Here is a 24,400-nt window from a genome sequence, read left to right on the forward strand (position 1 = left end):
CAGGATTGACCCCGTGGTGATCCGACGCGTACTGGCGCCCCGCATCGACTTCGGCGCGCTGCGCCGCGAGCTGGGACTTCCCGAAGACTTTCCAGCCGCGGCGCAGCGCGAGGCCGACGCGGCCGCCGCCGCGCCGCTGCCGGCCGTCGCCGACCGGACCGACGTCCCGTTCGTCACCGTCGACCCGGCGACCTCGCGCGACCTCGACCAGGCCATGCACCTCGCCCGCCGTCCCGGTGGCGGGTTCCGCGTCCGGTACGCGATCGCCGACGTGTTCACCCACGTCCGACCCGGCGGGGCGCTCGAGGCGGAGACCTGGCGCCGGGGGCAGACCGTCTACCTGCCCGACGGCAACGTGCCGCTGCACCCGCATACGCTCAGCGAGGGGGCGGCGAGCCTGCTGCCCGACGCCGACCGGGCGGCGGTGCTGTGGACCATCGACCTCGACGCCGACGGCGGCACGGTCGCCGTCACCCTGGAACGGGCCCTGGTGCGCAGCCGGGCCAAGCTCGACTACTCCGGGGTGCAGCGCGACGCCGACGCCGGCCGGCTGCCCGAGCCGATCGCCCTGCTGCCGGAGATCGGCGCCCTGCTCACCGCCCGCGGGCTGCGCCGGGGGGCGATCAACCTGCCGCTGCCCGAGCAGGACGTCGAGCCGGACGGTGACGGCTGGCGGCTGGTGCTCCGCGGGCCCGGCCCCATGGAGGAGCACAACGCGCAGATCTCCCTGCTGACCGGGATGGCCGCCGCCGACCTCATGCTGGCCGGCCGGGTCGGCCTGCTGCGCACGATGCCGCCGCCCCGTCCGGAGGCGGTCGACCGGTTGCGGCTGGCCGCCGGGCCGCTCGGCGTGCCCTGGCCGGCCGGCGCCACGGTCGGCGCGGTGCTCGCCGGGCTGGACGCCTCGCAGCCCCGGGCGGCGGCCTTCGTCGACCAGGCCGCCGAGCTGATGCGCGGTGCGGCGTACACGGCGTTCGACGGGCAGGTGCCCGAGCAGCCGGAGCACGGCGGGGTGGCCGCCGCGTACGCCCACGTGACCGCGCCGCTGCGCCGGCTCGCGGACCGGTACGCCACCGAGGTCTGCCTGGCCCTGCACGAGGGCCGGGAGGTGCCCGAGCATGTCCGCGCCGCGCTGCCGAAGCTGCCCGAGGTGATGGCGACCACCGACCGGACCGCGTCCGCGGCCACCCGGGGCGCGGTGGAGCTGGCCGAGGCGGTGCTGCTGGCGCACCGGGTCGGGGAGACCTTCGAGGCGGCGGTGCTGGACGTCGACGAGCCGCGGTCGGCGGGCAACGGCCGTGCGGGGCGCCCGCCGGGCGGCACCGTCGCCCTGGACGAGCCGCCGGTGCGCGCCCGCTGCACCGGCGACCTGCCGCTCGGCGAGCGCGTCCGGGTCCGCCTGACCGTCGCCGACCCGGTGCAGCGCAAGGTCGTCTTCGAGAAGGCGTGAGGCGGCGGAGCGCGGGGTTTGTCACAGCGCCCGGCCGCGCCGCCGTGCGGTGACCTTTGCGAGGATGACCCGTATGGCTTACGACGCGACCACGCTGCCCGACGTCTCCGGGCTGACCGTCGGCATCATCGGTGGCACCGGCGACCAGGGGCGGGGTCTCGCCTACCGGTTCGCCCGGGCCGGGCAGACCGTGCTGATCGGCTCCCGTGCCGCCGACCGGGCCGCCCAGGCCGCCGCCGAGATCGCCGCCCTGCCCGGCGTGCCGGCCGGCGCCACCGTCTCCGGCGCGGACAACGACGAGGTCGCCCGCCGCAGCGACGTGGTGATCATCGCGGTGCCGTGGGACGGGCACGCCGCCGTGGTCGGTGCGCTGGCCGCCCCGCTCGCCGGCAAGATCGTCATCGACTGCGTCAACCCGCTCGGCTTCGACAAGCAGGGCCCGTACGCGTTGACCGTGGCCGAGGGCAGCGCCGTGCAGCAGGCCGCCGGGCTGCTGCCCGACTCCCGCGTCTGCGCCGCCTTCAACCACGTGAGCGCCCCGCTGCTGGCGGACCCGGAGGTCGACCGGATCGACCTGGACGTGCTGATCTGCACCGAGGACCGGGACCTGGTCGGCGTGGTCGCCGCGCTCGCCGCCCGGATCCCCGGGATGCGGGGCATCTACGCCGGCCGGCTGCGCAACGCGCACCAGGTCGAGGCGTTCACCGCCAACCTGATCGCGATCAACAAGCGCTACAAGGCGCACGCCGGCATCCGCGTCACCGACCTGTGACGTCGTACCCGTGCGGCACCATCGCCGCATGGAGTGGCAACTGGTGATCGACTGTCGGGAGCCGTCGCGGCTCGTCGCGTTCTGGGCGGAGGCGCTGCGCTACCGCCCGCAGCCGCCGCCCGACGGGCAGCCGACCTGGCGGGACTGGTATCTCTCGGTCGGCATCCCGGCCGAGGAACTCGGCGACGGCGACTGCCTCGACCGGCTGGAGGATCCGACCGGCGCCGGCCCGCGGATCTGGTTCCAGCCGGTCCCCGAGTCGAAGGTGGTCAAGAACCGGCTGCACATCGACCTGAAGGTCGGTGGCGGGCGTGCGGTGCCGCTGGCCGAGCGGCGCTCCCGCGTCGATGCCGAGGTGGCCCGGCTGACCGCCCTGGGCGCCCGCGTGCTCGGGGGGATGAACGACCCCGACGACGGCTACTACTCGATGCAGCTGGCCGACCCCGAGGGCAACGAGTTCTGCGTGGTCTGACCCGTGCGGGCGGCGCGGCCCGGGAGCCGCGCCGCCCGGCGTGCGGTCAGAAGGTGTGCTCGGCGGCGGGGAACTGGCCGCCGCGCACCTCCTCGGCGTAGCGGCGGGTGGCGTCGGTCAGCGCGCCGGCCAGGTCGGCGTAGCGCTTCACGAAGCGCGGCGCCTTGCCGGTGCGCAGCCCGGCCATGTCCTGCCAGACCAGCACCTGCCCGTCGGTGTCCGGGCCGGCGCCGATGCCCACCGTGGGGATGGGCAGCTCGGCGGTGATCCGCTTCGCCACCTCGCCCGGCACCATCTCCAGCACCACGGCGAAGGCGCCCGCCTCGGCCACCGCACGGGCGTCGGCGATCACCTCCTCGGCGGTGTCGCCGCGGCCCTGCACCCGGTAGCCGCCCAGCGTGTGCTCGCTCTGCGGGGTGAAGCCGATGTGCGCCATCACCGGGATGCCGGCCCCGACGATCGCCTCGATCTGGGCGGCGCAGCGCCGGCCGCCCTCCAGCTTCACCGCGTGGCAGCCGCCCTCCTTCATGAACCGCACCGCGGTCCGCAGCGCCTGCGTCGGCCCCTCCTCGTAGGAGCCGAAGGGCAGGTCACCGACGATCAGCGACTGCCGGGTCGCCCGCACCACCGCGCGGACCAGGGGAAGCAGCTCCTCGGCGGTCACCGGCAGGGTGGTCTCGTAACCGAAGACGTTGTTCGCCGCCGAGTCGCCGACCAGCAGCACCGGGATCCCCGCCTGGTCGAAGATCGAGGCGGTGTACTGGTCGTACGAGGTGAGCATCGCCCAGCGCTCGCCGCGCTCCTTGGCGGCGATCAGGTCGCGGGTGCGGACCCGTCGGGTGGCCGGCCCGCCGTAGAGGGCGGTCACCTCGGTCGGGGTGGACTCCACCATGACTCTCTCCTTCCTCGAGGCCGCGTTCGCGGTCCCCGGGTTCCGCCGCGATCGTCGCACCGGGGCACCGGCCGGGGGCAGGGCGGAGTGGAGGATTTCACTCCCGGCGGCCGCGGCGCCGCCCGCGGGGTCAGCCGTCCTCGCGCCAGCGGTTGGTGACCGGCAGCCGCCGGTCCCGGCCGAACGCCTTCATGGAGATCTTGGTGCCGGGGGCGGACTGCCGGCGCTTGTACTCGGCGGTATCCACCATCCGCAGCACCCGGTCGACGACCGCCGGGTCGTGGCCGGATGCGACCAGGCCCTCCCGACCCAGGTCGCCGTCGACGTAGCCGATCAGGATCGGGTCGAGCACGTCGTATTCCGGCAGGCTGTCGCTGTCGAGCTGGCCGGGGCTCAGCTCGGCCGACGGCGGCTTGCCGATCGAGTTCTCCGGGATCGGCGGCGTCTCGCCGCGCCGCTCGGCATCGGCGTTGCGCCACTTGGCCAGCCGCCAGATCAGCGTCTTCCAGACGTCCTTGATCGGGTTGTAGCCGCCCACCGAGTCGCCGTACAGGGTGGAGTAGCCCACCGCCAGCTCGCTCTTGTTGCCGGTGGTGAGGACCAGATGGCCCTCCTGGTTCGACAGCGCCATGAGGATCACGCCGCGGACCCGGGCCTGGAGGTTCTCCACGGCCACGCCGGAGAGCGACATGTTGGCCAGGAAGGTGTCCACCATGGGCTGGATCGGCTCGATCCGGAAGTCGAGGCCGGTGCGCTTGGCCAGCTCCTCTGCGTCGGCCCGCGAGTGCTCGGAGGAGTGCTGGCTGGGCAGCGACACCCCGACCACCCGCTTCGCGCCGAGCGCGTCGACGGCCAGCGCCGCCGCCAGCGCCGAGTCGATGCCGCCGGACAGGCCGAGCACCACCGAGGGGAACCGGTTCTTGTTGACGTAGTCGCGCAGGCCCAGCACCAGCGCCTGCCAGACCTCCGCCTCGTCGGCGACCGGCGCGAAGATCCCGCCGACCGCGACCTCGCCCAGGGGCGGCGGCGGGAGCGTGTCGCTGACCTTGGCGCGGACGATCCGCATGCCGTCGGCGAGCTCCTCGCCGTTGACCGGCTCCCTGGCCGTAGGCAGCTCCACGTCGTGCACCAGCAGGTGCTCGACGAACTGGGGCGCCCGGGCGAGCAGCGTGCCGTTCGCGTCGACGATCATCGAGTCACCGTCGTAGACCAGCTCGTCCTGGCCGCCGACCATGTTCACGTACGCGATGGTGGCGCCCGCCTCGGCCGCCCGGCGGCGGACCAGCGGCAGCCGGATGTCGTCCTTGTTCAGCTCGTAGGGCGAGCCGTTGATGTTGAGCACCAGCCCGACGCCCGCGTGCCGGGCCACCGCGAACGGGCCGCCGGCCTGCCAGAGGTCCTCGCAGATGGTCAGCGCGACGTCCACGCCGCCGATCCGGACCACGGTCAGCGCGTCGCCGGAGACGAAGTAGCGGTCCTCGTCGAACACGCCGTAGTTGGGCAGGTGGTGCTTGAAGTAGGTGGCCGCCACCGCCCCGCCGTGCAGCAGCGCGGCCGCGTTGCGGGCTCCCTTGCCGGGCTCGGCGTCGGCGCTGACCTGCGGCGGGCCGTCCGCGTCCAGGTAGCCGACCAGGACCGGCAGGTCACCGAGGCCGTCGGCGGCCAGGTCGGCGGCGAGCCGGTGCAGCGCGGCCCGCGAGGCGGCGACGAAGGACCGGCGGAAGACCAGGTCCTCGACCGGGTAGCCGGTCAGCATCAGCTCCGGGAAGAGGGCGAGCTGGGCACCGGCGTCGGCGGCCTTGCGGGCCCAGGCACGGACCATGTCGGCGTTGCCGGCGATGTCGCCGACCGTCGGGTCGACCTGGCACAGGGCGAGACGCAGGGTGGGCATGACCTCATCTTGCCCCAGCCGGAGGGCCCGAATCCGACCGGACGCGGGAGACGGCGGGGGCGTAACGTCGGCGTAACGAGCCCGGTGGAGACTGGGCGGTCAGGCCCGGCCGGCCCGACCGGTGCGGACGTACGTGTCACGAGGGGTGGAAGTGGACCGTCAGCAGGAGTTCGTCCTCCGTACGCTGGAAGAGCGGGACATCCGGTTCGTCCGGCTGTGGTTCACCGACGTGCTCGGCACGCTCAAGAGCGTGTCGGTGGCCCCCGCGGAGCTGGAGGCGGCCTTCGAGGAGGGCATCGGCTTCGACGGCTCGGCCATCGAGGGCTTCGCCCGCGTCTTCGAGTCGGACATGGTGGCGATGCCCGATCCGACCACCTTCCAGGTCTTCCCCTTCGAGGGTGGCGTCAGCGGCGAGAGCGCCCGGATGTTCTGCGACATCCTGCTCCCCGACGGCAGCCCGTCCTGGGCCGACCCGCGGCACGTGCTGCGCCGGGCGCTCTCCCGGGCGGCCGAGAAGGGCTTCACCTTCTACACCCACCCGGAGATCGAGTTCTTCCTGCTGGAGAACGGCCCGCAGGACGGCTCGCTGCCGATCCCGGTGGACACCGGCGGCTACTTCGAGCACACCACCCACGCGGTGGCCCGCGACTTCCGCCGCCAGGCGGTGCTGGCGCTGGAGCGGATCGGCATCTCGGTGGAGTTCAGCCACCACGAGGTGGCCCCCGGCCAGCAGGAGATCGACCTGCGCTACGCCGACGCGCTCACCACCGCCGACAACATCATGACCTTCCGGCACGTGGTGAAGGAGGTCGCCCTCTCCACCGGGGTGCAGGCCAGCTTCATGCCGAAGCCCTTCACCGACCAGCCGGGCAGCGGCATGCACACCCACCTGTCGCTGTTCGAGGGGGAGCGCAACGCGTTCCACGACGCCGGCGACCCGATGAAGCTCTCCAAGGTGGCCAAGTCGTTCATCGCCGGGCTGCTCACCCACGCCCGGGAATACACCGCCGTCACCAACCAGTGGGTCAACTCCTACAAGCGGCTCTTCCCGCAGGCGCTGCCGGACCGGATCACCGAGAGCCCGGCGTACGTCTGCTGGGGTCACCTGAACCGGTCCGCGCTGGTCCGGGTGCCCGCCTACGGCAAGCCGAACTCGGCCCGGGTCGAGGTCCGCTCGCTGGACTCGGCGACCAACCCCTACCTGGCCTTCGCGGTCATGCTCGGCGCCGGCCTCAAGGGCATCGAGGAGGGCTACGAGCTGCCGCCGGGCGCCGAGGACGACGTCTGGTCGCTGAGCACCGCCGAGCGTCGCGCCATGGGCTACCAGGCGCTGCCGGAGAACCTGGCCGAGGCGATCGACGTGATGGCCGGCTCCGAGCTGGTCGCCGAGGTGCTCGGCGAGCACGTCTTCGACTTCTTCCTGCGCAACAAGCGGGCCGAGTGGGAGCAGTACCGCCGCGAGGTCACCCCCTACGAGCGGCAGCGTTACCTGTCGCTCTAGATCACGGTGGTGCGGTGCCGCTATCGTCTGCGGCACCGCCCCCGGCACGGCGCCGGGCGGCGCGGAGCCCGGGGAGGCGTTCGGTGCTGGAGGAGCTGCTCAGCGGGGCCTGGCAGAGCATCGTGTTCGGGGTCGTCGGGGTGGCGCTGATGGCCGCCGGCTTCCTGCTGGTCGACCTGCTCACCCCGGGGAAGCTGCGGGAGCTGATCTGGGTGCGCCGCAACGGCAACGCGGCGCTGCTGCTCGCCGCCAACCAGCTCGGCATCGCCGGCATCGTCTTCACCGCGGTCCTCACGAGCTACAGCTCCTTCGGCAAGGGGCTGGCCTCCACGGTGGTCTTCGGCCTGGTCGGCCTGCTCGTGATGGCGCTGGCGTTCTTCGTGCTCGACCTGCTCACCCCCGGCCGGCTCGGCGAGATCATCTGCGCCGACGAGCCGCACCCGGCGGCCCGGGTCAGCGCCGCCACCCACTTCGGCGCCGCGCTGATCGTCTGCGCCTGCATCGCCTGAGCGTGTCGTACCGGGGGCATAGCCTCGGGGCGTGAACCGCACCGACCGTCTCTACGCCCTGGTGGAGGAGCTGCGGGCGGTGTCACCGCGGCCGCGAAGCGCCCGGTGGCTGGCCGGGCGCTTCGAGGTCAGCACCCGCACCATCGAGCGGGACATCACCGCGTTGCAGGGCGCCGGGGTGCCGATCTGGGCCGAGCCGGGCCGCACCGGGGGCTACGTGGTCGACCGCGCGCGCACCCTGCCCCCGGTCAACCTGACCCCGGGCGAGGCCGTGGCGATGGCCGTCGCGCTGCACCGGCTGGGCGGCACGCCGTTCGCCCCGGCCGCCGGCGCCGCGCTGCGCAAGCTGGTCGCGGTGATGCCACCCGCCGACGCCGCCGAGGCGCACCGCCTCGCCGGCCGGGTGCACCTGATCGGCGGCGGGCCGGCCGCGCCCGTCCCGGCCGCCGTCGCCGACGCGGTCACCGCCCGCCGCGTGCTCCGCCTGACGTACGCGGACCGCGCCGGCGCGACCTCGGCACGGGACGTGGAGCCGCTGGCCTACCTGGGCAACCCGACGCACTGGTACCTGGTGGCCTGGTGCCGGCTGCGCGACGGGCTGCGCTGCTTCCGCACCGACCGGATCGTCGCGGTGCGCCCGCTGGCCGAGCCGGTGACCCGGGAGCTGCGCCCCGACGACCTGGACATTCCGGAGCGGGTCGTTCGCCCGCTCAGTCTTGTCTGATAGACGACAGTGCGCGGCGTGCCGCCGGGGCATGCTGGCGGGTCAGCTGTCTCCGGGGGGAGGACCGCGTGCCGGATACGCTCAGCTACGCCGACGCCGTACGCCTGCTCGGCGGGGAGAAGAGCAGGTTCGTCGACTGGTTCGACCAACTGACGTCGGCAGTGCCGGTGCCTCCTCTGCTCGGCATCTTCGACGCCAAGGGATTCGTCCGGCTGGGGCACGAACTGGTGCGCACGGTGTCCGAGCAGAGGTCCGGGCTGTCCCGGTACGGGCGGACACAGCGCCTCCAGGCGGCGCATGCCGTCATTGCCGTCACCGCGTTCTTCGAGGCGCTCGCTCAGGTCGACCTACCGTTCACGGTCGCGGAAATCGCCGTCGACAAGGGGGAGCAGCTCGCACTCGCCGGAGCCGGGCCGGTGACCGGGACGACGTTGACCGAGGCGTTTTTCCGCACCGCCGCGCCGTTGCCGGGCGCGCACCTGCCCTACTCGGACCTGTCCGCTGCCCTCAGCACGTACTACGACGACCTGGCCAACCGGCTGCTCCGGTTCTTCGAGGGGCTCGCGGTCTGGGAGAAGGCGGACCAGCACCGACGGGACACGGCCGAGTCGGCGCTGCTGGTCGTCTCCCCGGTGGCTGTCGTCCGGCACCGGGAGCTGCTCACGCAGCTGGCTCAGGACTTTCCGGAGGTCGGCTTCTGGCTGGGGCTGCAGGAGCACGAGGCGACCCGGCAGGAGGTCCGGTCGCTCTCGGTCGGGTTGGCGGAGATGCGCCAGGTGCTGAGCGGCATCTCCACGGGTCACTCGCCCGACCAGCGGCGGGCGGGACTCGCCGCCGCGCACGCCGCCGAGCTGCGGCGACCGATCCTCCCGTCCGGGGAGGTGCCGGCGGGGTTGCAGGTTCCGACCCTGGGTGAGGCGTACGTGCCACCGCTGTGCCGGATCGTGAAGCTGTCGCCCTCCGCACGGCCGACCGACGAGACCTGGTGGAGTCGGTACCCGCTCCGGGACGACCTGTGGCAATCGCTGGTGGTGCACCTGACGTCGGCGGAAGCGTTGACGGCGCCGCTTCTCGTGTTCGGCCAACCAGGATCGGGCAAGTCCGTGCTGACCCGCGTCCTCGCCGCCCAGTTGCCGGCCGCCGACTTCCTGGTGATCCGAGTCGAGCTGCGCGCCGTGCACGCCGCGAGTGACCTTCAGGATCAAATCGAACAGGCCGTGCGTAACGCCACCGGAGAAGGGCTCACCTGGCCCGAATTGGTGCGCTCGGCCGGCGATGCGATGCCGGTCGTGCTGCTCGACGGCTTCGACGAACTGCTTCAGGCCACCGGCACCAGCCAGAGCGACTACCTGCGACGGGTGGCCGCTTTCCAGCGCCGCGAGGCGGATCAGGGGCGCTCCGTCGCGGTGCTGGTCACCACCCGGTCCAGCGTTGCCGACCGTGCCCTGCCGCCACCCGGCACGGTCGTCCTACGGCTGGAACCGTTCGACGAGACGCGCATTGACACCTGGGTCGACACCTGGAACCGGACCAACAGCTTCTCTTTCGACACGCTCGGCGTGAGCCCGTTGAACTCCCACGCCGTCCGGGCACACCGGGATCTCGCGGAACAACCACTGTTGCTGCTGATGCTCGCGCTCTACGCCGCAGACGGGCACGACCTACGGAATGTCGGTGGGCTGGGACGAGGCGACCTGTACGAGAAACTGCTGACGAGCTTTGCCCGGCGGGAGGTCGCCAAACAGGACTCGTGGCTGCCGGAGGGCGAGGTTGCCAGGGCGACGGAGGACGAACTCCGCCGGCTGTCGGTGGTCGCCTTCGGCATGTTCAACCGTGGTGCCCAGTGGTTGACCGAGGACGATCTTGAGGCCGATCTGCACGCCCTGCCGTTCCTGGGGCACCGGCCACCACCGGCGGCACCGGAGGGCGGGGGCATGCGGGGGGCGCTGCGTCCTTCCGAGATCGTGCTGGGCCGCTTCTTCTTCGTGCACCGGTCGGAGGCGGTGCTTGGCAGAGGGCTGGCACGAAGCTACGAGTTCCTCCACGCGACCTTCGGAGAGTTCCTGATCGCCCGGACAGTCACGCTGGTGCTTCAGGAACTGGTGGAACGCGAGGCAGCGAGCCTGCTGGGCGAGGCGTCCGTCGATGACGACCGACTGCACGCCTTGCTGTCCTTCGCGGTGCTGACCAGTCGGGCGCCGGTCGTCACCTTCGTGGCCGAACGGCTGGCAGCGTGGACGCCGGACCGCCGCTCCGCCGTCGTGAGCATTCTGTTGCGCCTGTTCCGGAGCGCGTCGGACCCGCGCCCGACGGGACGCCACCAGTCCTACCAGCCACGGCCGAAGACCGTACCGGCGCGATGCGCGGTGTACTCGGCGAACCTGCTGGTGCTGGCTCTGTGCGTAACCGACCTGCGGTGTGCCGCCCTGTACGTGGACGGCGCGGCGGCGACGTACCGCTGGCGACGGCAGGCGCTGCAGTGGCGTGCGCAGCTCCCGGAGGGGGAGTACCTGAGCCTGCTGGCGGTGGTGCGGCCGATGCGGACGTGGGCCGAGGGAAGCCCGGAGTTGCTGCTGTCGATCCGGCGCGACGACGAGCCGGACGAGGTGCCCGGCGACCCTCGCTGGCAGTTCGGCGGAAGCATCGACGAACCCTCCGTGGCCGATGCCGGTTCCTGGTACGGGACGACCGACACGGATGTGGAACTGCTGCAACGCACCGCCTACTTCGAGTGCGATCCGAACGTCGAGGCGGTGCTGCACGCGCTGGAACCGCTCGGCCTCCGCTCCTCCGACCGGGCGCCCGTCCGGACCACACTCCGGCCCGACATGGTGGACGGGTTCTACGCCTTCCCGGACGGGGACCGCTCGGAGGCCCGCCTGCTGCTCGACGTGGCCCTCCTGCCGCTGTCGACGGTCACCGCCAGCGAGCGTGAGGGGATCTACGAACGGCTGCTCGCCACGTTCGGCCTCGAGGAGAACCCTGCCGAACGGGCGGTGGCCGCCTTCGTGCTGGAGCGCATGGCCGTCGACGGCGGCCTGGCGCCGGGCTTCGTGGCCGACGCGCTCCGTCACCTGGAGGGGTTGTCGCTGACCGGGGAATCCCGCGCTCCCGCCTCCCGCTGCCTGCTCGGGTTCCTCGGCCGGGACGATCAGGCGGACCTTCGGTTCGTCTCGTTCGCCGCCGACCTGGTGCTGGCCGCCCGTGGGGCCGCCGCGGGCCGTGGCCGCCCCGCCGACTGGCTGGACGAGGCCAGCGCCGAGGTGCTGGTGCGCCTGCATGAGCTCGAGCTCCGTCGTGAACCGATTTCGGCCGCGGAGGCGGAGAGCTTCCGGCAGCGGTGTGGTCGCCGCCGACCCGACCTGGTCGAACGTCTGCGACCGCTCGCGGACGCCGACTGGGTGGGGTGATCCGGAAACACCGACAGGACGGTGTCGCGGACGGGGGCGAGGCTTGCTTCGTGACGCCGGCCGACCGTGCCGGCGCGGAGCAGGAGGAAACATGTCCAGCACGCCCGTGACCTGGTTCGAGATCGGCTCCGACCGTCCGGAGGAGGCCGAGCGCTTCTACGCCGACCTGTTCGGCTGGACGTTCGAGGAGCAGGGCGGCCCGGGTGCGTCGTACCGGCAGACGACCGCCGGCGGCGAGCACGGGATCGGGGGCGCCATCCGGGCCGTCGACGGCGACTCGCCGAACTACGCGATCTTCTATGCCGAGGTCGCCGACGTGGCGGAGACCTGCCGGCGGGCCGAGGCGGCCGGCGGCAAGGTGCTGGTGCCGCCGCGGACCACGCCGAGCGGCCTGAGCCTCGCCCAGCTGCTCGACCCGTCGGGCAACCGCGTCGGCGTCTTCACCCCGCCCGCCGAGGGGTGAGCGCTCCGGGTGCGTCTGATGCCGCCGGAGCGACACCAGACGCACCCGAATCCAGGACGGTCGGCCCGGTGGCCCCGCCGCGGAGCGGGTTCCGGCTGCGGAGGGAGGTGCGGCCGGTGCGGAGACGGCGGGGCCACCCGGGTCACCTGCCCCAGCGGCCGTCCCCGCCGCGGTGGCCGTGACCGCCCGGGCCCGGGAAGACGCCGGCCTCGGCGGCCTTCAGCATCGCGTCGGCCTGCTCCTGGGTGAGCTTGCCGTCCTTGACGGCCTGGTCCAGCCGGTCCTTCAGCGCGGCCTGCCGGTCCTCGGTCGACGGCCGCTCGGGCCGGTCGGCCTGGCGCTGCTCGCGCAGCTTCTCCAGCGCCGCGGTGACCTTGTCGGTCGGGACGCCCAGTTCCTTGGCGAGCGCCTCGGCGAAGTCGGCCTGCCGATCGGTCCGCTGCTGCTGCTGGTCGGTGCTCGTGCTGGCGCTCGGGCTCGGGCTCTTGTCGTCGGCGAGCGCCACCGTCGGGGCGGCGATCCCGACGCCGAGCACGCCGGCGGCGGCCAGGCCGGCCAGCAGGTGTTTCCTCGACATCCTGCGGATCATGCGATTCTCCTGTTCGGTGGTGGTGCGATGACGTCACCGACAGTGACCGGCGGAGCTGGGTGCAACCCGTGGCGAACCTGTCAGCGCGCTGGCAATCGCCCCGGCGAACGGGGACAAACCAGTTGCGACGGGCTGCGCCCGCCGGGAGGGTGGGCCGGTCACCGAGGGAAGGCGAGGCCGCATGACGAACCCCTCCATCCGGGAGATCGCGCTCGCGGAACCAGGCTCGGGACCGTACGGGATCACCGCCGGCCCGGACGGCGCGCTCTGGCTGACGCTGGCCGGGACGGGCGGCGTCGCCCGGGTAGGGCCCGACGGTGAGGTGCGGACGTACCTCGCGGACCCGGCGGAGAGCCGCCCGCTGATCATCACCACCGGCCCGGACGGCGCGCTCTGGTACACCCGCTCCGGCGACCACCGGCTGGGCCGGATCACCGTCGCCGGGAAGACCAGCTCCGTCGCGCTCCCGCCGGGGACCGCGCCGTGCGGCCTGGCCGTCGGCCCGGACGGCGCCCTCTGGTACGCCGGGATGGGCGACGACACCGTCGGCCGGGTCACCGTCGACGGGGCGGTCACCACGTTCCCGCTGCCGGTCGCGAAGGGCTTCCCGTCGATGCTGGCCGCCGGGCCGGACGGCGCGCTCTGGCTCACCCTCAACCAGGCGAACGCGATCGCCCGGGTCGCCCTGGACGGTCAGGTGACCCTGCACGCCCTGCCCACGGAGGCCGCCGGACCGGTCGGCATCACCCTGGGCGGCGACGGCGCGCTCTGGTTCGTCGAGATCGCCGCCGGCCAGCTCGGCCGGATCACCCCGGACGGCCGGATCGACGAGTTCCCGCTGCCCGACCGCGCCGCCCGCCCGCACGCCATCGTGGCCGACCCGGCCGGCGGCTGCTGGTTCACCGAGTGGGCCGCGAACCGGATCGGCCACATCGACAAGGCCGGCCGCATCACCGCGCACGACCTCCCCACCCCGTCCTCGGAACCCCACGGCCTGACGGTGACCCCCGACGGCACGGTCTGGATCGCCCTGGAAACCGGCGCCGTCGCCCACCTCACCTCCTGACCCCCTGACGCGGGAAGCTGCCGGCGGTCAGTGGACGGCGGAGGTGACCGCCAGGGTGCCGGTGGTGGCGTCGAGGACCGTGGGGGTGCCGACCGGGACCGTCAACTGGTCGGGGCCGTGGCCGATGGGGAGGCCGCCGAGGACGGGGACGCCGAGGTCGCCGAGGCGCTCGGTGAGCACGTCCGTGATCGTGGTGTCCCAGCCGTCGGCGCACTCGGTGAACTGGCCCACCGCCACCCCGGCGATCCCGTCCAGGGCACCGCAGCGGCGCAGGTGGGTGAGCATCCGGTCGACCTTGTACGGCGGCTCCTGCACCTCCTCGACCAGCAGCACCGCCCCGGTCAGGTCGGGCATGTCGGGGGTGCCGATCGACGCGGTGATCAGGCACAGGTTGCCGCCGAGCAGCCGCCCCTCCGCCCGCCCGGGCACCCGGACCGCGTACGTCTCCTCCTCCTTGACCGCCTCGATCGTCACCGGTTCGGTGGTCATCAGCGCGGCGTGCAGCGACTCGGCCGAGCGGAGCGGGGTGCGGTCGTCCCGCCACGCCGCGCCGGGGCCGTGCACCCCGGCCAGCCGGGCGCCCCGCCAGAGCGCGAACTGCAGCGCCGTGATGTCGGAGAAGCCTGCCACCACCTTCGGGTCGCGGCGGACCGCCGCCATGTCGATCAGGTCCGCGACCCGCTGTGCGCCGTAGCCGCCCCGGGTGCAGATCACCCCGCGGATCTCCGGGTCGGCGAAGGCGGCGTTCAGGTCGGCGGCCCGCAGCTCGTCGGCGCCGGCCAGGTAGCCCTGGCGGGCGTACGCGTGCGGCGCGGGCACGGGGCGCAGCCCCCAGCCGGTGAGCAGCTCGATGCCGCGGGCCACCCGCTCCGGGCGGGTCGGGCCGGAGGGCGAGACCAGCATCACGTGGTCGCCGGGGCGCAGGACCGGAGGGCGCACGCAGTCGTCGGTGGGCACGACGGGAGCCTAGTGCGGCCGAGCCGGACCGGCCGTCGTCGGGCGTACCGGATAGCCTCGACGTCGTGGCGACCGCGCTGGTGATCGAGAACGACCCGACCGACGACCTCCGCCGCCTGGGGGAGTGGCTCACCGAGGGGGGCCTGGACCTGTGGGTCCTGCGCCCGCACGCCGGTGACGAGCTACCCGCCGACCTCGACGGCTACGTCGCGCTGGTGGTGCTCGGCGGCGAGCAGCAGGCATATCCGTCAGCCGACGGGAGTCCCGGCGCGCCCTGGTTCCCGGCGCTGGAGGGGCTGCTGCGCAAGGCGGTCCGGCAGCGGATCCCCACCCTCGGGGTCTGCCTCGGCGGGCAGCTGCTGGCCACCGCCCACGCGGGGCAGGTCGAGCGCAGCCCGTCCGGGCCCGAGGTCGGGCCCGCGGTGGTGGGCAAGCGGGACGCCGCCGAGACCGACCCGCTCTTCCGGTACGTGCCGCTGATGCCGGACGTGCTCCAGTGGCACACCGACGAGATCACCGAGCTGCCGCACGGGGCCACCCTGCTGGCCGCCTCGACCCGCTACCCGCACCAGGCGTTCCGCCTCGGCGACCGGGCCTGGGGGCTCCAGTTCCACATCGAGTGCGACACGGCGATGATCGCCGACTGGGCGCGGGACTCGGAGCTGCTGACCGAGCTGGGCTACGACCCGGAGCTGGTGGTGGCCGCCTGCGACCGGATGATGGCCGACGTGGAGGAGGTCTGGCAGCCGTTCGCCATCCGGTTCGCCGCCCTCGCGCTGGGCGAGCTGGACGACGTCACCATCCGTCCCACCCTGCCGCTGCTCGGGCATTGAGATGACCCGACCGGCCCGGGGGCGCCTGGCCCGCTACGGCTTCGCCGAGGGCGACGGCGGGGCGCGCGCCGCCGACCTGCTCGGTCCGGACGGCCTCGGGTTGTGGCGCGTCGAGGAGCAGGAACCGGCCGACGAGGCGGCGGGCGAGCTGCTCGCCGCGCTGTCCCAGGCCGCCGACCCCGACCTGGCGCTGCGCCAGCTGCACCGCGTCGTCGAGGCGGAACGGCGCACCGGGGAGAAGCCGGCGGTGCTGGACGCGCTCGCCGCCGACCCCGGGCTGCGCCGCCGCCTGGTCGCGGTCCTCGGCGCCTCCTCGGCGCTCGGCGACCATCTGGTGGCCAACCCCGACCAGTGGCCCGTGCTGGCCACCGAGGCGGACGGGCTGGCACCTTCCGCCGACGGCCGGCTCGACCTGGCCGCCGCCGCCCGGCTGACCGCCGCCACCGGCCCGGTCCCCGCGCTGCGGCAGGCGTACCGGTTGGCGCTGCTGCGGATCGCGGCGGCCGACCTGACCGGCGGGCGTGGCCTGGAACAGACCATGGCGGCGCTCTCCGGGCTCGCCGACGCCACCCTGGCCGCCGCCTACGACATCGCCGTCGACGAGCTGCCGGAGGGGACGTCCCGGCCCCGGCTGGCCGTGGTGGCGATGGGCAAGTGCGGGGGCGACGAGCTCAACTACGTCTCCGACGTGGACGTCATCTTCGTCGCCGCCACCGACGACGACCTGGGGGCCGCGACCCTGGTCGCCACCCGGCTGATCCACATCTGCGGGCTGGTCGCCTGGCCGGTCGACGCCGCGCTGCGCCCCGAGGGCAACCGGGGGCCGCTGGTCCGCACCCTCGCCAGCCACCTGGCCTACTACCGCCGCTGGGCCCGCACCTGGGAGTTCCAGGCGCTGCTCAAGGCCCGGCCGGCGGCCGGCGACCTGGCGCTGGCCCGCGAGTGGATCGACGCGCTCGCCCCGCTGGTCTGGACCGCCGCCGAGCGGCCGGAGGCCGTCGAGGACGTCCGGGCGATGCGCCGGAAGATCATCGACCACATCCCGCCGAAGGAGCTGGAACGCGAGATCAAGCGCGGCCCGGGCGGGCTGCGCGACATCGAGTTCGCCGTCCAGCTGCTCCAGCTCGTGCACGGCCGGGTCGACGAGTCGCTGCGGGCGCCGGGCACCATCCCCGCGCTGCGCGCCCTGGTCGCCGGCGGCTACGTGGGCCGCGCCGACGGGGAGGCGCTGCTGCGCGGCTACCGCTTCCTGCGCGGCGTCGAGCACCGCCTCCAGCTCCAGAACCTGCGCCGCACCCACACCGTGCCGGCCGAGCCGGCCGCGCTGCGCTGGCTGGCCGCCGCGCTCGGCTACGCCGCCACCCCGGGCCGCAGCGCCGTCGAGGAGTTCCGCGCCGAGTGGGTCACCCACGCCACCGAGGTACGCCGGCTGCACGCCAAACTGCTCTACCGGCCGCTGCTGGAGTCGGTCGCCCGGGTGCCGGCCGAGGGGCTGCGGCTCACCCCGGAGGCGGCCCGGCACCGGCTGGAGATCCTCGGCTTCGCCGACCCGGCCGGAGCGCTGCGGCACCTTCAGGCGCTCACCGGCGGGGTGAGCCGCACCGCCGCCATCCAGCGCACCCTGCTGCCGGTGCTGCTCAGCGAGTTCGCCGACGCGCCCGAACCGGACCGTGGGCTGCTCAACTATCGGCAGGTCTCCGACAAGCTCGGCAGCACCCCCTGGTACCTGCGGCTGCTGCGCGACTCCGGCCCGGTGGCCCGCCGGCTGGCCCGGGTGCTCTCCTCCTCCCGGTACGCCGCCGACCTGCTGGCCCGCGAGCCCGAGGCGCTGCGGCTGCTGGCCGAGGACACCGAGCTGACCCCACGCCCGCGTGAGGTGCTCGGCGAGGGCTTCACCGCCGCCGCGGCGCGGCACGACGACCCGGTCGAGGCCACCCGCGCCGTCCGCGCGCTGCGCCGCCGCGAGCTGGTCCGGCTTGCCTGCGCCGACGTGCTCAGCCGGGCCGGTGCGCTCGCCCCGCTCACCCCGCGGTCGGCCGACGGCGGCGGGCGGGTGCCCACCCTGGCGGACGTCAGCGCGGTCGGGGCCGCCCTCTCCGACGTCGCCGACGCCACCCTGGCCGCCGCGCTGCGCACCGCCCGGGCCGCCCAGCCGGGGCCGCCCGGCCTGCGCTTCGCCGTGATCGGCATGGGCCGGCTCGGCGGGCGCGAGTCGAACTACCTCTCCGACGCCGACGTGCTCTTCGTGTACGACCCGCCGCCGGGCGGGGACGAGCGCGCCGCGGCTGCCGCCGCCCACGCCGTCGCCGAGGAGCTGCGCCGGCTGCTCTCCGCGCCCGCCCCCGACCCGCCCCTCGGGGTCGACGCCGACCTGCGCCCGGAGGGCCGGCAGGGCCCGCTGGTGCGCAGCCTCGCCGCGTACGCCCAGTACTACGCCCGCTGGTCCAAGGTGTGGGAGGCCCAGGCGCTGCTGCGGGCCCGGTTCGTCTGCGGCGACGCCGACCTGGGCGCCCAGTTCGAGGCGATGGTCGACCCGGTGCGCTACCCGGCCGAGGGCCTGACCCGCGAGCAGGTGGTGGAGATCCGCCGGATCAAGGCCAGGGTGGAGGCCGAGCGCCTGCCCCGGGGTGCCGACCCGGCCACCCACACCAAGCTGGGGCGGGGCGGGCTCGCCGATGTGGAGTGGGCGGTGCAGCTGCTCCAGCTCCGGCACGCCGGCCGCCTGCCCGCGCTGCGCGGCACGAGCACCCTCGCCGCGCTCACCGCGGCCCGGGACGCCGGCCTGGTCGATCCCGAGGACGCGGCCGAGATGGCGGCCGGCTGGACGCTCGCCGCCCAGGTCCGCAACGCGCTGATGCTGGTCCGCGGCCGGGCCGGTGACCAGCTGCCCCGGCACGGGGTGGAGCTGGCGGGCGTGGTGCGGCTGCTCGGCGGGGACGACCCGGGCGAGTTCCTCGACGAATACCTGCGCACCGGCCGCCGCGCCCGGACCGCCATGGAACGCGTGCTCGACGCCCCGGCCTGACCCACCGGCCCCGGCCCGCGAGGGGTGCTGCCGCCGCTTCTCGGCCGCTGCGCGTCGGCCGGCGCGGCCGGGCCGGGAGGGGTGAGTTGGGTGGTCCCGCGGGCCTACCGAGCTGATGCCGCGAACGACTCAACCGGCCGTCACCCGGGATCGCCCGCAGGCTCTGAGGCTCCGGCAGCCGTGAGTCGGCGGCGACATCAGCTCGAAAGGCGCTCTCCGGTGCCCGGCCGGGTCGCCCGCTTCCTCGCCGACGCCTACAAACTTGATGACGCAGGTGGATCACTCGCTCCGCCGGGTGCCGGGCGGCACTGAGTCGTCCACGTCATCAAGTTCGTAGCGGCTCACACCCCCCAGCCCGGTTCCGCCGAGGGTGTGCGTGCCGGCGCGGGGCACGGTCCCGGTCGTCCACGTCATCACCGTCGTAGCGCTCAGGGCCCCCGCCCGGTCAGCCGCCGAGGGTGTACGTGCCGGCGTGCGGGACCGTCACGGTCGTCCACTCGCCGGAGGGGGCGAGAGTGGCCCCGCCGGAGACGGACAGCCAGCGGTCGTGGCGTACCCGCAGGGGCACCGGGCCGGGGCCGGGGGCGCGGAAGGTCACCGTGGCGGCGTCCTGGCGGACCAGCTCGCCGGGCGCGCCGACCAGCGGGGTCGGGTCGGCCACCGCGTAGAGCCGCCAGTGCGGGTCCGACCACACCTCGGTGAGGTACGGCAGGCCGGCCCGGACCAGGTCGGCCTCGGGCCGCCCCACCCAGGACAGCTCGACGTCGGGCACGGCGACGTACTGCACCGCGTTCTCGGCCAGCCAGGCGCGGTAGGTGTCCGTGGTCAGCGGGACCCCGGTGCCGGGCGCGCCGGGAACGGTGGTGAAGAAGAGCGGGTTGCGGGCGATGTCGGCCTGGCGCAGCCAGCCCCGCGCCAGCGGCACCTCGCCGAGGTGGGCGGCCTCCCAGTAGTTGCGGGTCGGCGGCACCTCCACCCGCCCGGTGAGTCCGCGCCGGTCCAGCTCCGCCCGCAGCGGCGCGAAGTACGCCGGGTCGGCCGTGGGGTCGTCCTTGCTGGCCAGGTCGGCGACGACCACCGGCGGCTGCCACGCGCAGACCGCCGCCAGCAGCGCGGCCAGCGCCACCGCCGCTGCCGTCCGCCGTCGCCGTGCCGGGGCCGCCGGAGCCGCGCGTCCAGCCGTCCTCGCCGGGTCGTGCGGCCTCGGCTCGCCCGCCGGGCCGGCGGGCTCGCGTCCGGTCCGCCGGTCGGTCAGGCGGCGGGGGAGCGTTGCGGCGGCGGCGAGCACGGGCAGCGCGAACATCACCACCAGGCGAGTGGCGTTCAGCCCGACCGGGGTGTGCAGCAGCGCCGCAGCCAGCACCCCGGCCGCCGACAGCAGCGCCCCGATCCGCACCGGCCGGTAAGACACCAGCGCCGCCACCAGCAGGCTGGTCACCACGGCGTGCCGGGTGTCCGTGTGGCTGATGTTCATCCAGCCGCCCTCGCCGAAGAGCAGCCCGGTCACGGCGAGAGGCACGCCGGCGGGCACGGCGAGCAGCAGGCCGTCGGCGTACCGGCGGGTGAGCAGCAGCGCGACCCCGGCCAGGCCCACGAAGAGCCCGGCCACCGGGCTGGCCGCCGAGGCGAGCAGGGCGGCCAGGCCGGCCAGCACGGCGCGCCACCACCGGGCGCGGCCGGCGCCCCCGGCGGGCAGGGTCAGGGCGAGCAGCGCGGCCAGGCCGAAGGCGACCCCGAGGGCGTACGTGACCCGGCCGGAGACCAGGTTGCCGGCGATGGTGAGCACCCCGACGAGGCTGCCCAGGAGCGGCCGGGGCACCCGGGTCCGGACCAGCAGGGCGGCGAACGCCGTGGCCGAGGCGAGCAGGGTGAGCGCGCCGGTGAAACGGACCCCGAGCAGGGCCATCAGCGGCGGCGAGATCAGGCTGTAGCCCCACGGGTGGACCCCGGCGTACCAGCGCAGGTCGACCAGGGCGGGCCCGTGTGCGGCGAAGAAGCCGGCCCGGGCCACCTGGGCGGACAGGTCCGAGCCGGTGGCCGGCAGGGTGAGATACAGCACGGCGAGGACCAGCGCGGACGCGGCGGACACCGCCACCACACGACCGCCCCGCATGCCCACCTCCTGATCGCGACCCACCGTACTGGCAGCATGTCCGGCGTGCCTCACCACCTCTCGCGCTGGATCGGCCTGGCGGGCTCGGTGCTGCTCGCCGTGGCCGCCTACCTCGGCGGCGCGCTGCCGCACGGAGATCTGCGCCCCACCCCGGTCAGCATCTGGCAGGGCCCGAACGGGCCACTGATCATCGGTCTCTGGCTGGTCGGCACCGCCCTGCTGGCCGGGGCCTGGTGGTCGCTGCGCGACCGGGCGCCGTCGACCCGCTGGGTGCTCGTCACGGTCGCCCTCTGGCTGCTGCCGATGCTGTTCACCCCACCGCTGGGCAGCCGGGACGCGTACGCCTACGCCTGCCAGGGTGCCAGCTACTCGGCCGGGATCAACCCGTACGAGCAGGGCGTTTCGGCGCTGCCCTGCCCCTGGCTGGACACCATCTCCTACATCTGGCGGGACACCCCGGCCCCGTACGGGCCGCTCTTCGTGGTGCTCTCCGGGGCCGTGGTGTCGGTGGCCGGGTCGCTGGCCGGCAGCGTGGCGCTGTTCCGGCTGCTCGCGGTCGCCGGGGTGGGACTGACCGCCTGGGCCCTGCCGGTGCTGGCCCGCCGCTGCGGGGTGCCGCCGCAGCGGGCGCTCTGGCTGGCGCTGGCCTGCCCCCTGGTCCCCGTGCACCTGGTCTCCGGGGCGCACAACGACGCGCTCATGGTGGGCCTGCTCATCGCCGGGCTGGCCGTGGTGGCGGCCCGGCCGGGCCGGCCGCTGCCGCTGCTCGCCGGTGGGCTGCTGCTCGGCCTGGCCGCCGCCGTCAAGGTCACCGCGCTGGTCGTGGTGCCGTTCGCCGCGCTGGCCGCGATCGTCGGGCCGTACCGGATCCGGGCGCTGGTCCGCGACGGCGCGTGGGTGGTCGGCGCGGCCGTGGCCACCGTGGTGGCCGTGACCCTCGCCGCGGGCCTCGACTTCGGCTTCATCAGCGGGCTGGAACAGGGCGGGCTGGTGGTGGCCTGGACCTCGCCGCCCACCGCGGTCGGGCAGACCGCCGGGTACGTCGCGGCGATCTTCGGCGCGCACATCGACGCCCTCCCGGTCACCCGGGGGATCGCCGTGGTGGCCCTGGTGGCGGTGCTCGTGTGGCTCTGGTTCCGGGCGCTGCGCCGCGGGGATCCGTTCTGGCACGCCGGCCTGGCGCTGACCGCGACGGTCGCGCTCTCGCCGCTGTTCCACCCCTGGTACTGGATGTGGCCGCTCGCCGTGCTCGCCGCCACCGCCCGCCGGACCGGCTGGTTCTCGCTGGTGGCGCTGGTGTCGGCGTTCCTGGTCCTGGCCGACGGCACCGGCCTGCCCCGGTGGACCAAGATGCCGGGCGCGCCCCTGATGACGCTGTTGGTGATCGTGGTGGTGGTGCGGTTGGTACGTTCGGCTCGGGCGGCCCGCCGGCCGGTCCCCGCCGACCGAGGAGCCGACTGAGAGAGGTGCCGGTGAGCGAGCCCGGCCCGCTGCCCGACGGACCGGTCCGGCCGGTGGCCGCGGCGATCGCCCGGTACGCCGGACTCGCCGGTGCGGTGCTGCTGACCCTCGCCGGCTGGCTCGGCGGCGCGCTGCCCGACGCCCCCGCCGTGAGCAGCCTCGGCGACGTCTGGCGCGCCCCGCACGGGCCGGCGGTGCTCGGCTGCTGGCTGGTCGGCACGGTGCTGCTGGTCGGGGGCTGGTGGTCGCTGCGCTGGGGCGCACCGTCGGGCCGGTGGGCGTACCTGACCGCCGGGCTCTGGCTGCTCCCGCTGCTGGCCGCGCCGCCGCTGGGCAGCCGGGACGTCTACTCGTACGCCTGCCAGGGCTGGTCCTGGACGCACGGCGTCGATCCGTACCGGGTGGGAGTGGTGGCCGCCGGCTGCCCGTGGGCGGAGAGCGTGTCGCCGATCTGGCGGGACACCCCGGCCCCGTACGGGCCGTTCTTCGTGCTGCTCGCCGGCCTGGCCGTGCTGCTCGGGGGCGGCCTGGTCGGCGCGATCGTGGTGCTGCGCGTGGTGGCCCTGGCCGGGGTGCTGCTGGCGGCGCTCTGCCTGCCCGGGCTGGCCCGGGCCGTCGGGGTGCCGACCCGGCGGGCGGCCTGGCTGGCGCTGGCCTGCCCGCTGGTCGGGGTGCACCTGGTGGCCGGCGCGCACAACGACGCGGTGGGCCTCGGGCTGCTGCTGTTCGGCCTGCTGGTACTGGTCCGCCGGCCCGGCCGGCCGCGGGCGCTGGTCGTCGCCGGGGTGCTACTCGGGCTGGCGGTGGCGGTGAAGGCGGTCGCCGTGGTGGTGCTGCCGTTCGCGGCGCTGGCCGCCGTGCTGGGCCGCTACACGTGGCGCGTGCTGCTGCGCGACGGCGGTTGGCTGGCCGGGGGAGTGCTGACCACGCTGGTGATCACCAGCCTGGCCGCCGGCCTGGGCCTGGGCTGGGTACGCGGCCTGGCCCACAGCGGCGACTCCGAGCAGTGGACGTCCCCACCGACCGCGGTCGGCCTGGTGGTCGACTACGCGGGCGCCCTGGCCGGCCGGGACCCGCGGGCCGTGCCGGTGGTGCGGACGGTCGCGCTCGCCGTGCTCGCCGTGCTGCTGGTGGTGCTCTGGTGGCGGGCCTGGACGGCGCTGCGCCGGCTGGGCGACGTCCGGCAGCCGGAGGCCCGGCTGGCCGCCGCTCGGCCCCGGGTGGCCCTGGCCGGAGCCGGCCTGGCGCTGGCCGCCACCGTGCTGCTCGCCCCGGTCTTCCACCCCTGGTACGCGACCTGGCCGTTGGCGCTGCTCGCGGTGGCGACGGCCGCCGTGGCCCGGACGGTGTGGTTCGTGGCGCCCTGCGCGGTGGCCTCGCTGCTCGCCCTGCCCGACGGCACCAACCTGGCCCGGTTCACCAAGGCGCCGGGCGCGATCGTGATGACCGCGCTGGTGGTGGCGGTCGTGGTGGCTGCCGTGCGGGCCCGCCGCGCCCGCTGAATTCCCCGAAGGAAAGCTCTGCGTCGGCCGGTGCACAGTTGATGCCAATTCCGGCCACTATGCCCGAATTAACCTTACGATGAGGTCTCTTTATGGAGGTGAAGGGCCATGCCGACGTATGTCGCGTTGCTGAACTGGACCGATCAGGGGATCCGAGGCTACAAGGAAACCGCGAAGCGCGCCGAGGCCTTCGCCGCAGCGACCCAGAATGTCGGGGCGAATCTCCTGAACATTTACTGGACCGTCGGTCCGTACGACCTCGTGGCCGTCGTCGAGGCGCCCGACGAGGAAACCGCCGCGGCGGCGCTCCTGCAGCTCGGCGGGGCGGGCAACGTCCGTACCACGACCCTGCGGGCCTTCGGTCGAGAGGAGATGGATGGCATCATCGCCAAAACCACTGGCTGAAGGCCCGGATTCACGCTGCGGACGTACACGCACCTGATGCCCTCGGCGGCGGACCGAGCACGACGGGCCATCGATCGCTCCTACGCGGCGGCGATCGACGGCCCGTCGAATGTACCCAGGTTGTACCCAGGGGGCGCGCAGGGCGCACAATCCCTGGTCAGAGGGTTGTCAGCTCAGCAGTCGAAGTACATGGCGAACTCGTGCGGGGTGGGGCGCAGGCGGACCGGGTCGACCTCGTTGGCCCGTTTCCAGGACACCCAGGTCGAGATCAGGTCGGGGGTGAACACGCCGCCGTCGAGCAGGTAGTCGTGGTCGGCTTCGAGGGCGTCGAGGACGGCGGGCAGCGAGCCGGGGACCTGCTTGAC

At 74.5% G+C, this 24,400-nt stretch carries 19 protein-coding genes and 1 pseudogene; 14 read left to right on the top strand and 6 right to left on the bottom strand.

Annotated features, from left to right (window positions below):
• Window positions 1–13 precede the first annotated feature (13 nt).
• From ACFYPD_RS23690 to ACFYPD_RS23700, 3 genes are all read left to right on the top strand, one after another.
• Complete coding sequence (locus ACFYPD_RS23690; RefSeq protein ID WP_387117284.1) at window positions 14–1,450, top strand: RNB domain-containing ribonuclease; 1,437 nt, start codon at window positions 14–16, stop codon at window positions 1,448–1,450.
• A 73-nt stretch (window positions 1,451–1,523) separates the two neighbouring features.
• Window positions 1,524–2,222, top strand: a complete 699-nt coding sequence (gene npdG / locus ACFYPD_RS23695) for an NADPH-dependent F420 reductase (RefSeq protein WP_387117287.1) — start codon at window positions 1,524–1,526, stop codon at window positions 2,220–2,222.
• Between the two features lie 28 nt (window positions 2,223–2,250).
• Window positions 2,251–2,694 (top strand): VOC family protein, encoded by a 444-nt coding sequence (locus ACFYPD_RS23700; protein WP_387117290.1) that lies wholly within the window; start codon window positions 2,251–2,253, stop codon window positions 2,692–2,694.
• 46 nt (window positions 2,695–2,740) lie between these two features.
• Here ACFYPD_RS23700 and panB read toward each other — a convergent pair whose 3' ends face one another.
• Window positions 2,741–3,586 carry a 3-methyl-2-oxobutanoate hydroxymethyltransferase gene (gene panB / locus ACFYPD_RS23705; protein ID WP_387117293.1) on the bottom strand — a complete coding sequence of 282 codons (846 nt, stop codon included), beginning with the start codon at window positions 3,584–3,586 and terminating at the stop codon, window positions 2,741–2,743.
• A gap of 130 nt (window positions 3,587–3,716) precedes the next feature.
• On the bottom strand, window positions 3,717–5,477 hold the full coding sequence (locus tag ACFYPD_RS23710; protein WP_387117295.1) for an NAD+ synthase: 1,761 nt from the start codon (window positions 5,475–5,477) through the stop codon (window positions 3,717–3,719).
• Between the two features lie 151 nt (window positions 5,478–5,628).
• Here ACFYPD_RS23710 and glnA point away from each other — a divergent pair, with 151 nt between their 5' ends.
• The 5 genes from glnA to ACFYPD_RS23735 all read left to right on the top strand — a co-directional run bounded on the left by glnA (window position 5,629) and on the right by ACFYPD_RS23735 (window position 12,084).
• Window positions 5,629–6,978 carry a type I glutamate--ammonia ligase gene (gene glnA, locus ACFYPD_RS23715; RefSeq protein WP_387117298.1) on the top strand — a complete coding sequence of 450 codons (1,350 nt, stop codon included), beginning with the start codon at window positions 5,629–5,631 and terminating at the stop codon, window positions 6,976–6,978.
• Window positions 6,979–7,061: 83 nt separating this feature from the next.
• Complete coding sequence (locus tag ACFYPD_RS23720; protein WP_387117301.1) at window positions 7,062–7,487, top strand: DUF350 domain-containing protein; 426 nt, start codon at window positions 7,062–7,064, stop codon at window positions 7,485–7,487.
• Window positions 7,488–7,518: 31 nt separating this feature from the next.
• On the top strand, window positions 7,519–8,211 hold the full coding sequence (locus ACFYPD_RS23725) for a helix-turn-helix transcriptional regulator (RefSeq protein WP_387117304.1): 693 nt from the start codon (window positions 7,519–7,521) through the stop codon (window positions 8,209–8,211).
• Window positions 8,212–8,279: 68 nt separating this feature from the next.
• Window positions 8,280–11,621, top strand: a complete 3,342-nt coding sequence (locus tag ACFYPD_RS23730; protein WP_387117387.1) for an NACHT domain-containing protein — start codon at window positions 8,280–8,282, stop codon at window positions 11,619–11,621.
• A 91-nt stretch (window positions 11,622–11,712) separates the two neighbouring features.
• Window positions 11,713–12,084, top strand: a complete 372-nt coding sequence (locus tag ACFYPD_RS23735; protein ID WP_387117307.1) for a VOC family protein — start codon at window positions 11,713–11,715, stop codon at window positions 12,082–12,084.
• Window positions 12,085–12,226: 142 nt separating this feature from the next.
• On the opposite strand, the gene ACFYPD_RS23740 is transcribed toward ACFYPD_RS23735, so the two are convergent.
• Window positions 12,227–12,673, bottom strand: coding sequence for a hypothetical protein (locus tag ACFYPD_RS23740; protein ID WP_387117310.1), 447 nt, complete (start codon window positions 12,671–12,673; stop codon window positions 12,227–12,229).
• Window positions 12,674–12,854: 181 nt separating this feature from the next.
• Here ACFYPD_RS23740 and ACFYPD_RS23745 point away from each other — a divergent pair, with 181 nt between their 5' ends.
• Complete coding sequence (locus ACFYPD_RS23745; RefSeq protein WP_387117313.1) at window positions 12,855–13,739, top strand: virginiamycin B lyase; 885 nt, start codon at window positions 12,855–12,857, stop codon at window positions 13,737–13,739.
• Window positions 13,740–13,766: 27 nt separating this feature from the next.
• Here ACFYPD_RS23745 and ACFYPD_RS23750 read toward each other — a convergent pair whose 3' ends face one another.
• The gene (locus ACFYPD_RS23750) at window positions 13,767–14,642 is read right to left on the bottom strand and encodes an LD-carboxypeptidase (protein WP_387117390.1); all 876 of its coding nucleotides are present in this window, start codon (window positions 14,640–14,642) and stop codon (window positions 13,767–13,769) included.
• Window positions 14,643–14,761: 119 nt separating this feature from the next.
• On the opposite strand from ACFYPD_RS23750, the gene ACFYPD_RS23755 reads away from it, so the two are divergent.
• Window positions 14,762–15,529, top strand: a complete 768-nt coding sequence (locus ACFYPD_RS23755; RefSeq protein ID WP_387117316.1) for a type 1 glutamine amidotransferase — start codon at window positions 14,762–14,764, stop codon at window positions 15,527–15,529.
• 1 nt (window position 15,530) lies between these two features.
• A complete protein-coding gene (locus tag ACFYPD_RS23760; RefSeq protein ID WP_387117319.1) occupies window positions 15,531–18,554 on the top strand; it encodes a bifunctional [glutamine synthetase] adenylyltransferase/[glutamine synthetase]-adenylyl-L-tyrosine phosphorylase in 3,024 nt (1,007 codons plus the stop codon).
• A 445-nt stretch (window positions 18,555–18,999) separates the two neighbouring features.
• On the opposite strand, the gene ACFYPD_RS23765 is transcribed toward ACFYPD_RS23760, so the two are convergent.
• Window positions 19,000–20,667 (bottom strand): hypothetical protein, encoded by a 1,668-nt coding sequence (locus tag ACFYPD_RS23765; protein WP_387117321.1) that lies wholly within the window; start codon window positions 20,665–20,667, stop codon window positions 19,000–19,002.
• A gap of 45 nt (window positions 20,668–20,712) precedes the next feature.
• On the opposite strand from ACFYPD_RS23765, the gene mptB (ACFYPD_RS23770) reads away from it, so the two are divergent.
• The 3 genes from mptB (ACFYPD_RS23770) (at window position 20,713) to ACFYPD_RS23780 (ending at window position 24,035) form a co-directional block, all read left to right on the top strand.
• On the top strand, window positions 20,713–22,128 hold the full coding sequence (gene mptB / locus ACFYPD_RS23770) for a polyprenol phosphomannose-dependent alpha 1,6 mannosyltransferase MptB (protein ID WP_387117324.1): 1,416 nt from the start codon (window positions 20,713–20,715) through the stop codon (window positions 22,126–22,128).
• Window positions 22,129–22,139: 11 nt separating this feature from the next.
• Window positions 22,140–23,630 carry a polyprenol phosphomannose-dependent alpha 1,6 mannosyltransferase MptB gene (mptB, locus tag ACFYPD_RS23775; protein ID WP_387117327.1) on the top strand — a complete coding sequence of 497 codons (1,491 nt, stop codon included), beginning with the start codon at window positions 22,140–22,142 and terminating at the stop codon, window positions 23,628–23,630.
• A 108-nt stretch (window positions 23,631–23,738) separates the two neighbouring features.
• Window positions 23,739–24,035 (top strand): GYD domain-containing protein, encoded by a 297-nt coding sequence (locus tag ACFYPD_RS23780; protein ID WP_387117330.1) that lies wholly within the window; start codon window positions 23,739–23,741, stop codon window positions 24,033–24,035.
• A gap of 173 nt (window positions 24,036–24,208) precedes the next feature.
• Here ACFYPD_RS23780 and ACFYPD_RS23785 read toward each other — a convergent pair.
• Window positions 24,209–24,400 (bottom strand): annotated as a pseudogene (locus ACFYPD_RS23785) (type I glutamate--ammonia ligase); the annotation flags it as partial.

It is taken from the genome of Micromonospora sp. NPDC005299 (genome assembly GCF_042872345.1).
Classification (GTDB): Bacteria; Actinomycetota; Actinomycetes; order Mycobacteriales; family Micromonosporaceae; genus Micromonospora.

Coding starts and splice junctions, on each gene's coding strand:
- npdG (WP_387117287.1), top strand. CDS start 1,524: ATGGCTTACGACGCGACCACGCTGCCCGACGTCTCCGGGCTGACCGTC.
- ACFYPD_RS23700 (WP_387117290.1), top strand. CDS start 2,251: ATGGAGTGGCAACTGGTGATCGACTGTCGGGAGCCGTCGCGGCTCGTC.
- panB (WP_387117293.1), bottom strand. CDS start 3,586: ATGGTGGAGTCCACCCCGACCGAGGTGACCGCCCTCTACGGCGGGCCG.
- ACFYPD_RS23710 (WP_387117295.1), bottom strand. CDS start 5,477: ATGCCCACCCTGCGTCTCGCCCTGTGCCAGGTCGACCCGACGGTCGGC.
- ACFYPD_RS23735 (WP_387117307.1), top strand. CDS start 11,713: ATGTCCAGCACGCCCGTGACCTGGTTCGAGATCGGCTCCGACCGTCCG.
- ACFYPD_RS23740 (WP_387117310.1), bottom strand. CDS start 12,673: ATGATCCGCAGGATGTCGAGGAAACACCTGCTGGCCGGCCTGGCCGCC.
- ACFYPD_RS23745 (WP_387117313.1), top strand. CDS start 12,855: ATGACGAACCCCTCCATCCGGGAGATCGCGCTCGCGGAACCAGGCTCG.
- ACFYPD_RS23750 (WP_387117390.1), bottom strand. CDS start 14,642: ATGCTGGTCTCGCCCTCCGGCCCGACCCGCCCGGAGCGGGTGGCCCGC.
- ACFYPD_RS23760 (WP_387117319.1), top strand. CDS start 15,531: ATGACCCGACCGGCCCGGGGGCGCCTGGCCCGCTACGGCTTCGCCGAG.
- ACFYPD_RS23765 (WP_387117321.1), bottom strand. CDS start 20,667: ATGCGGGGCGGTCGTGTGGTGGCGGTGTCCGCCGCGTCCGCGCTGGTC.
- ACFYPD_RS23780 (WP_387117330.1), top strand. CDS start 23,739: ATGCCGACGTATGTCGCGTTGCTGAACTGGACCGATCAGGGGATCCGA.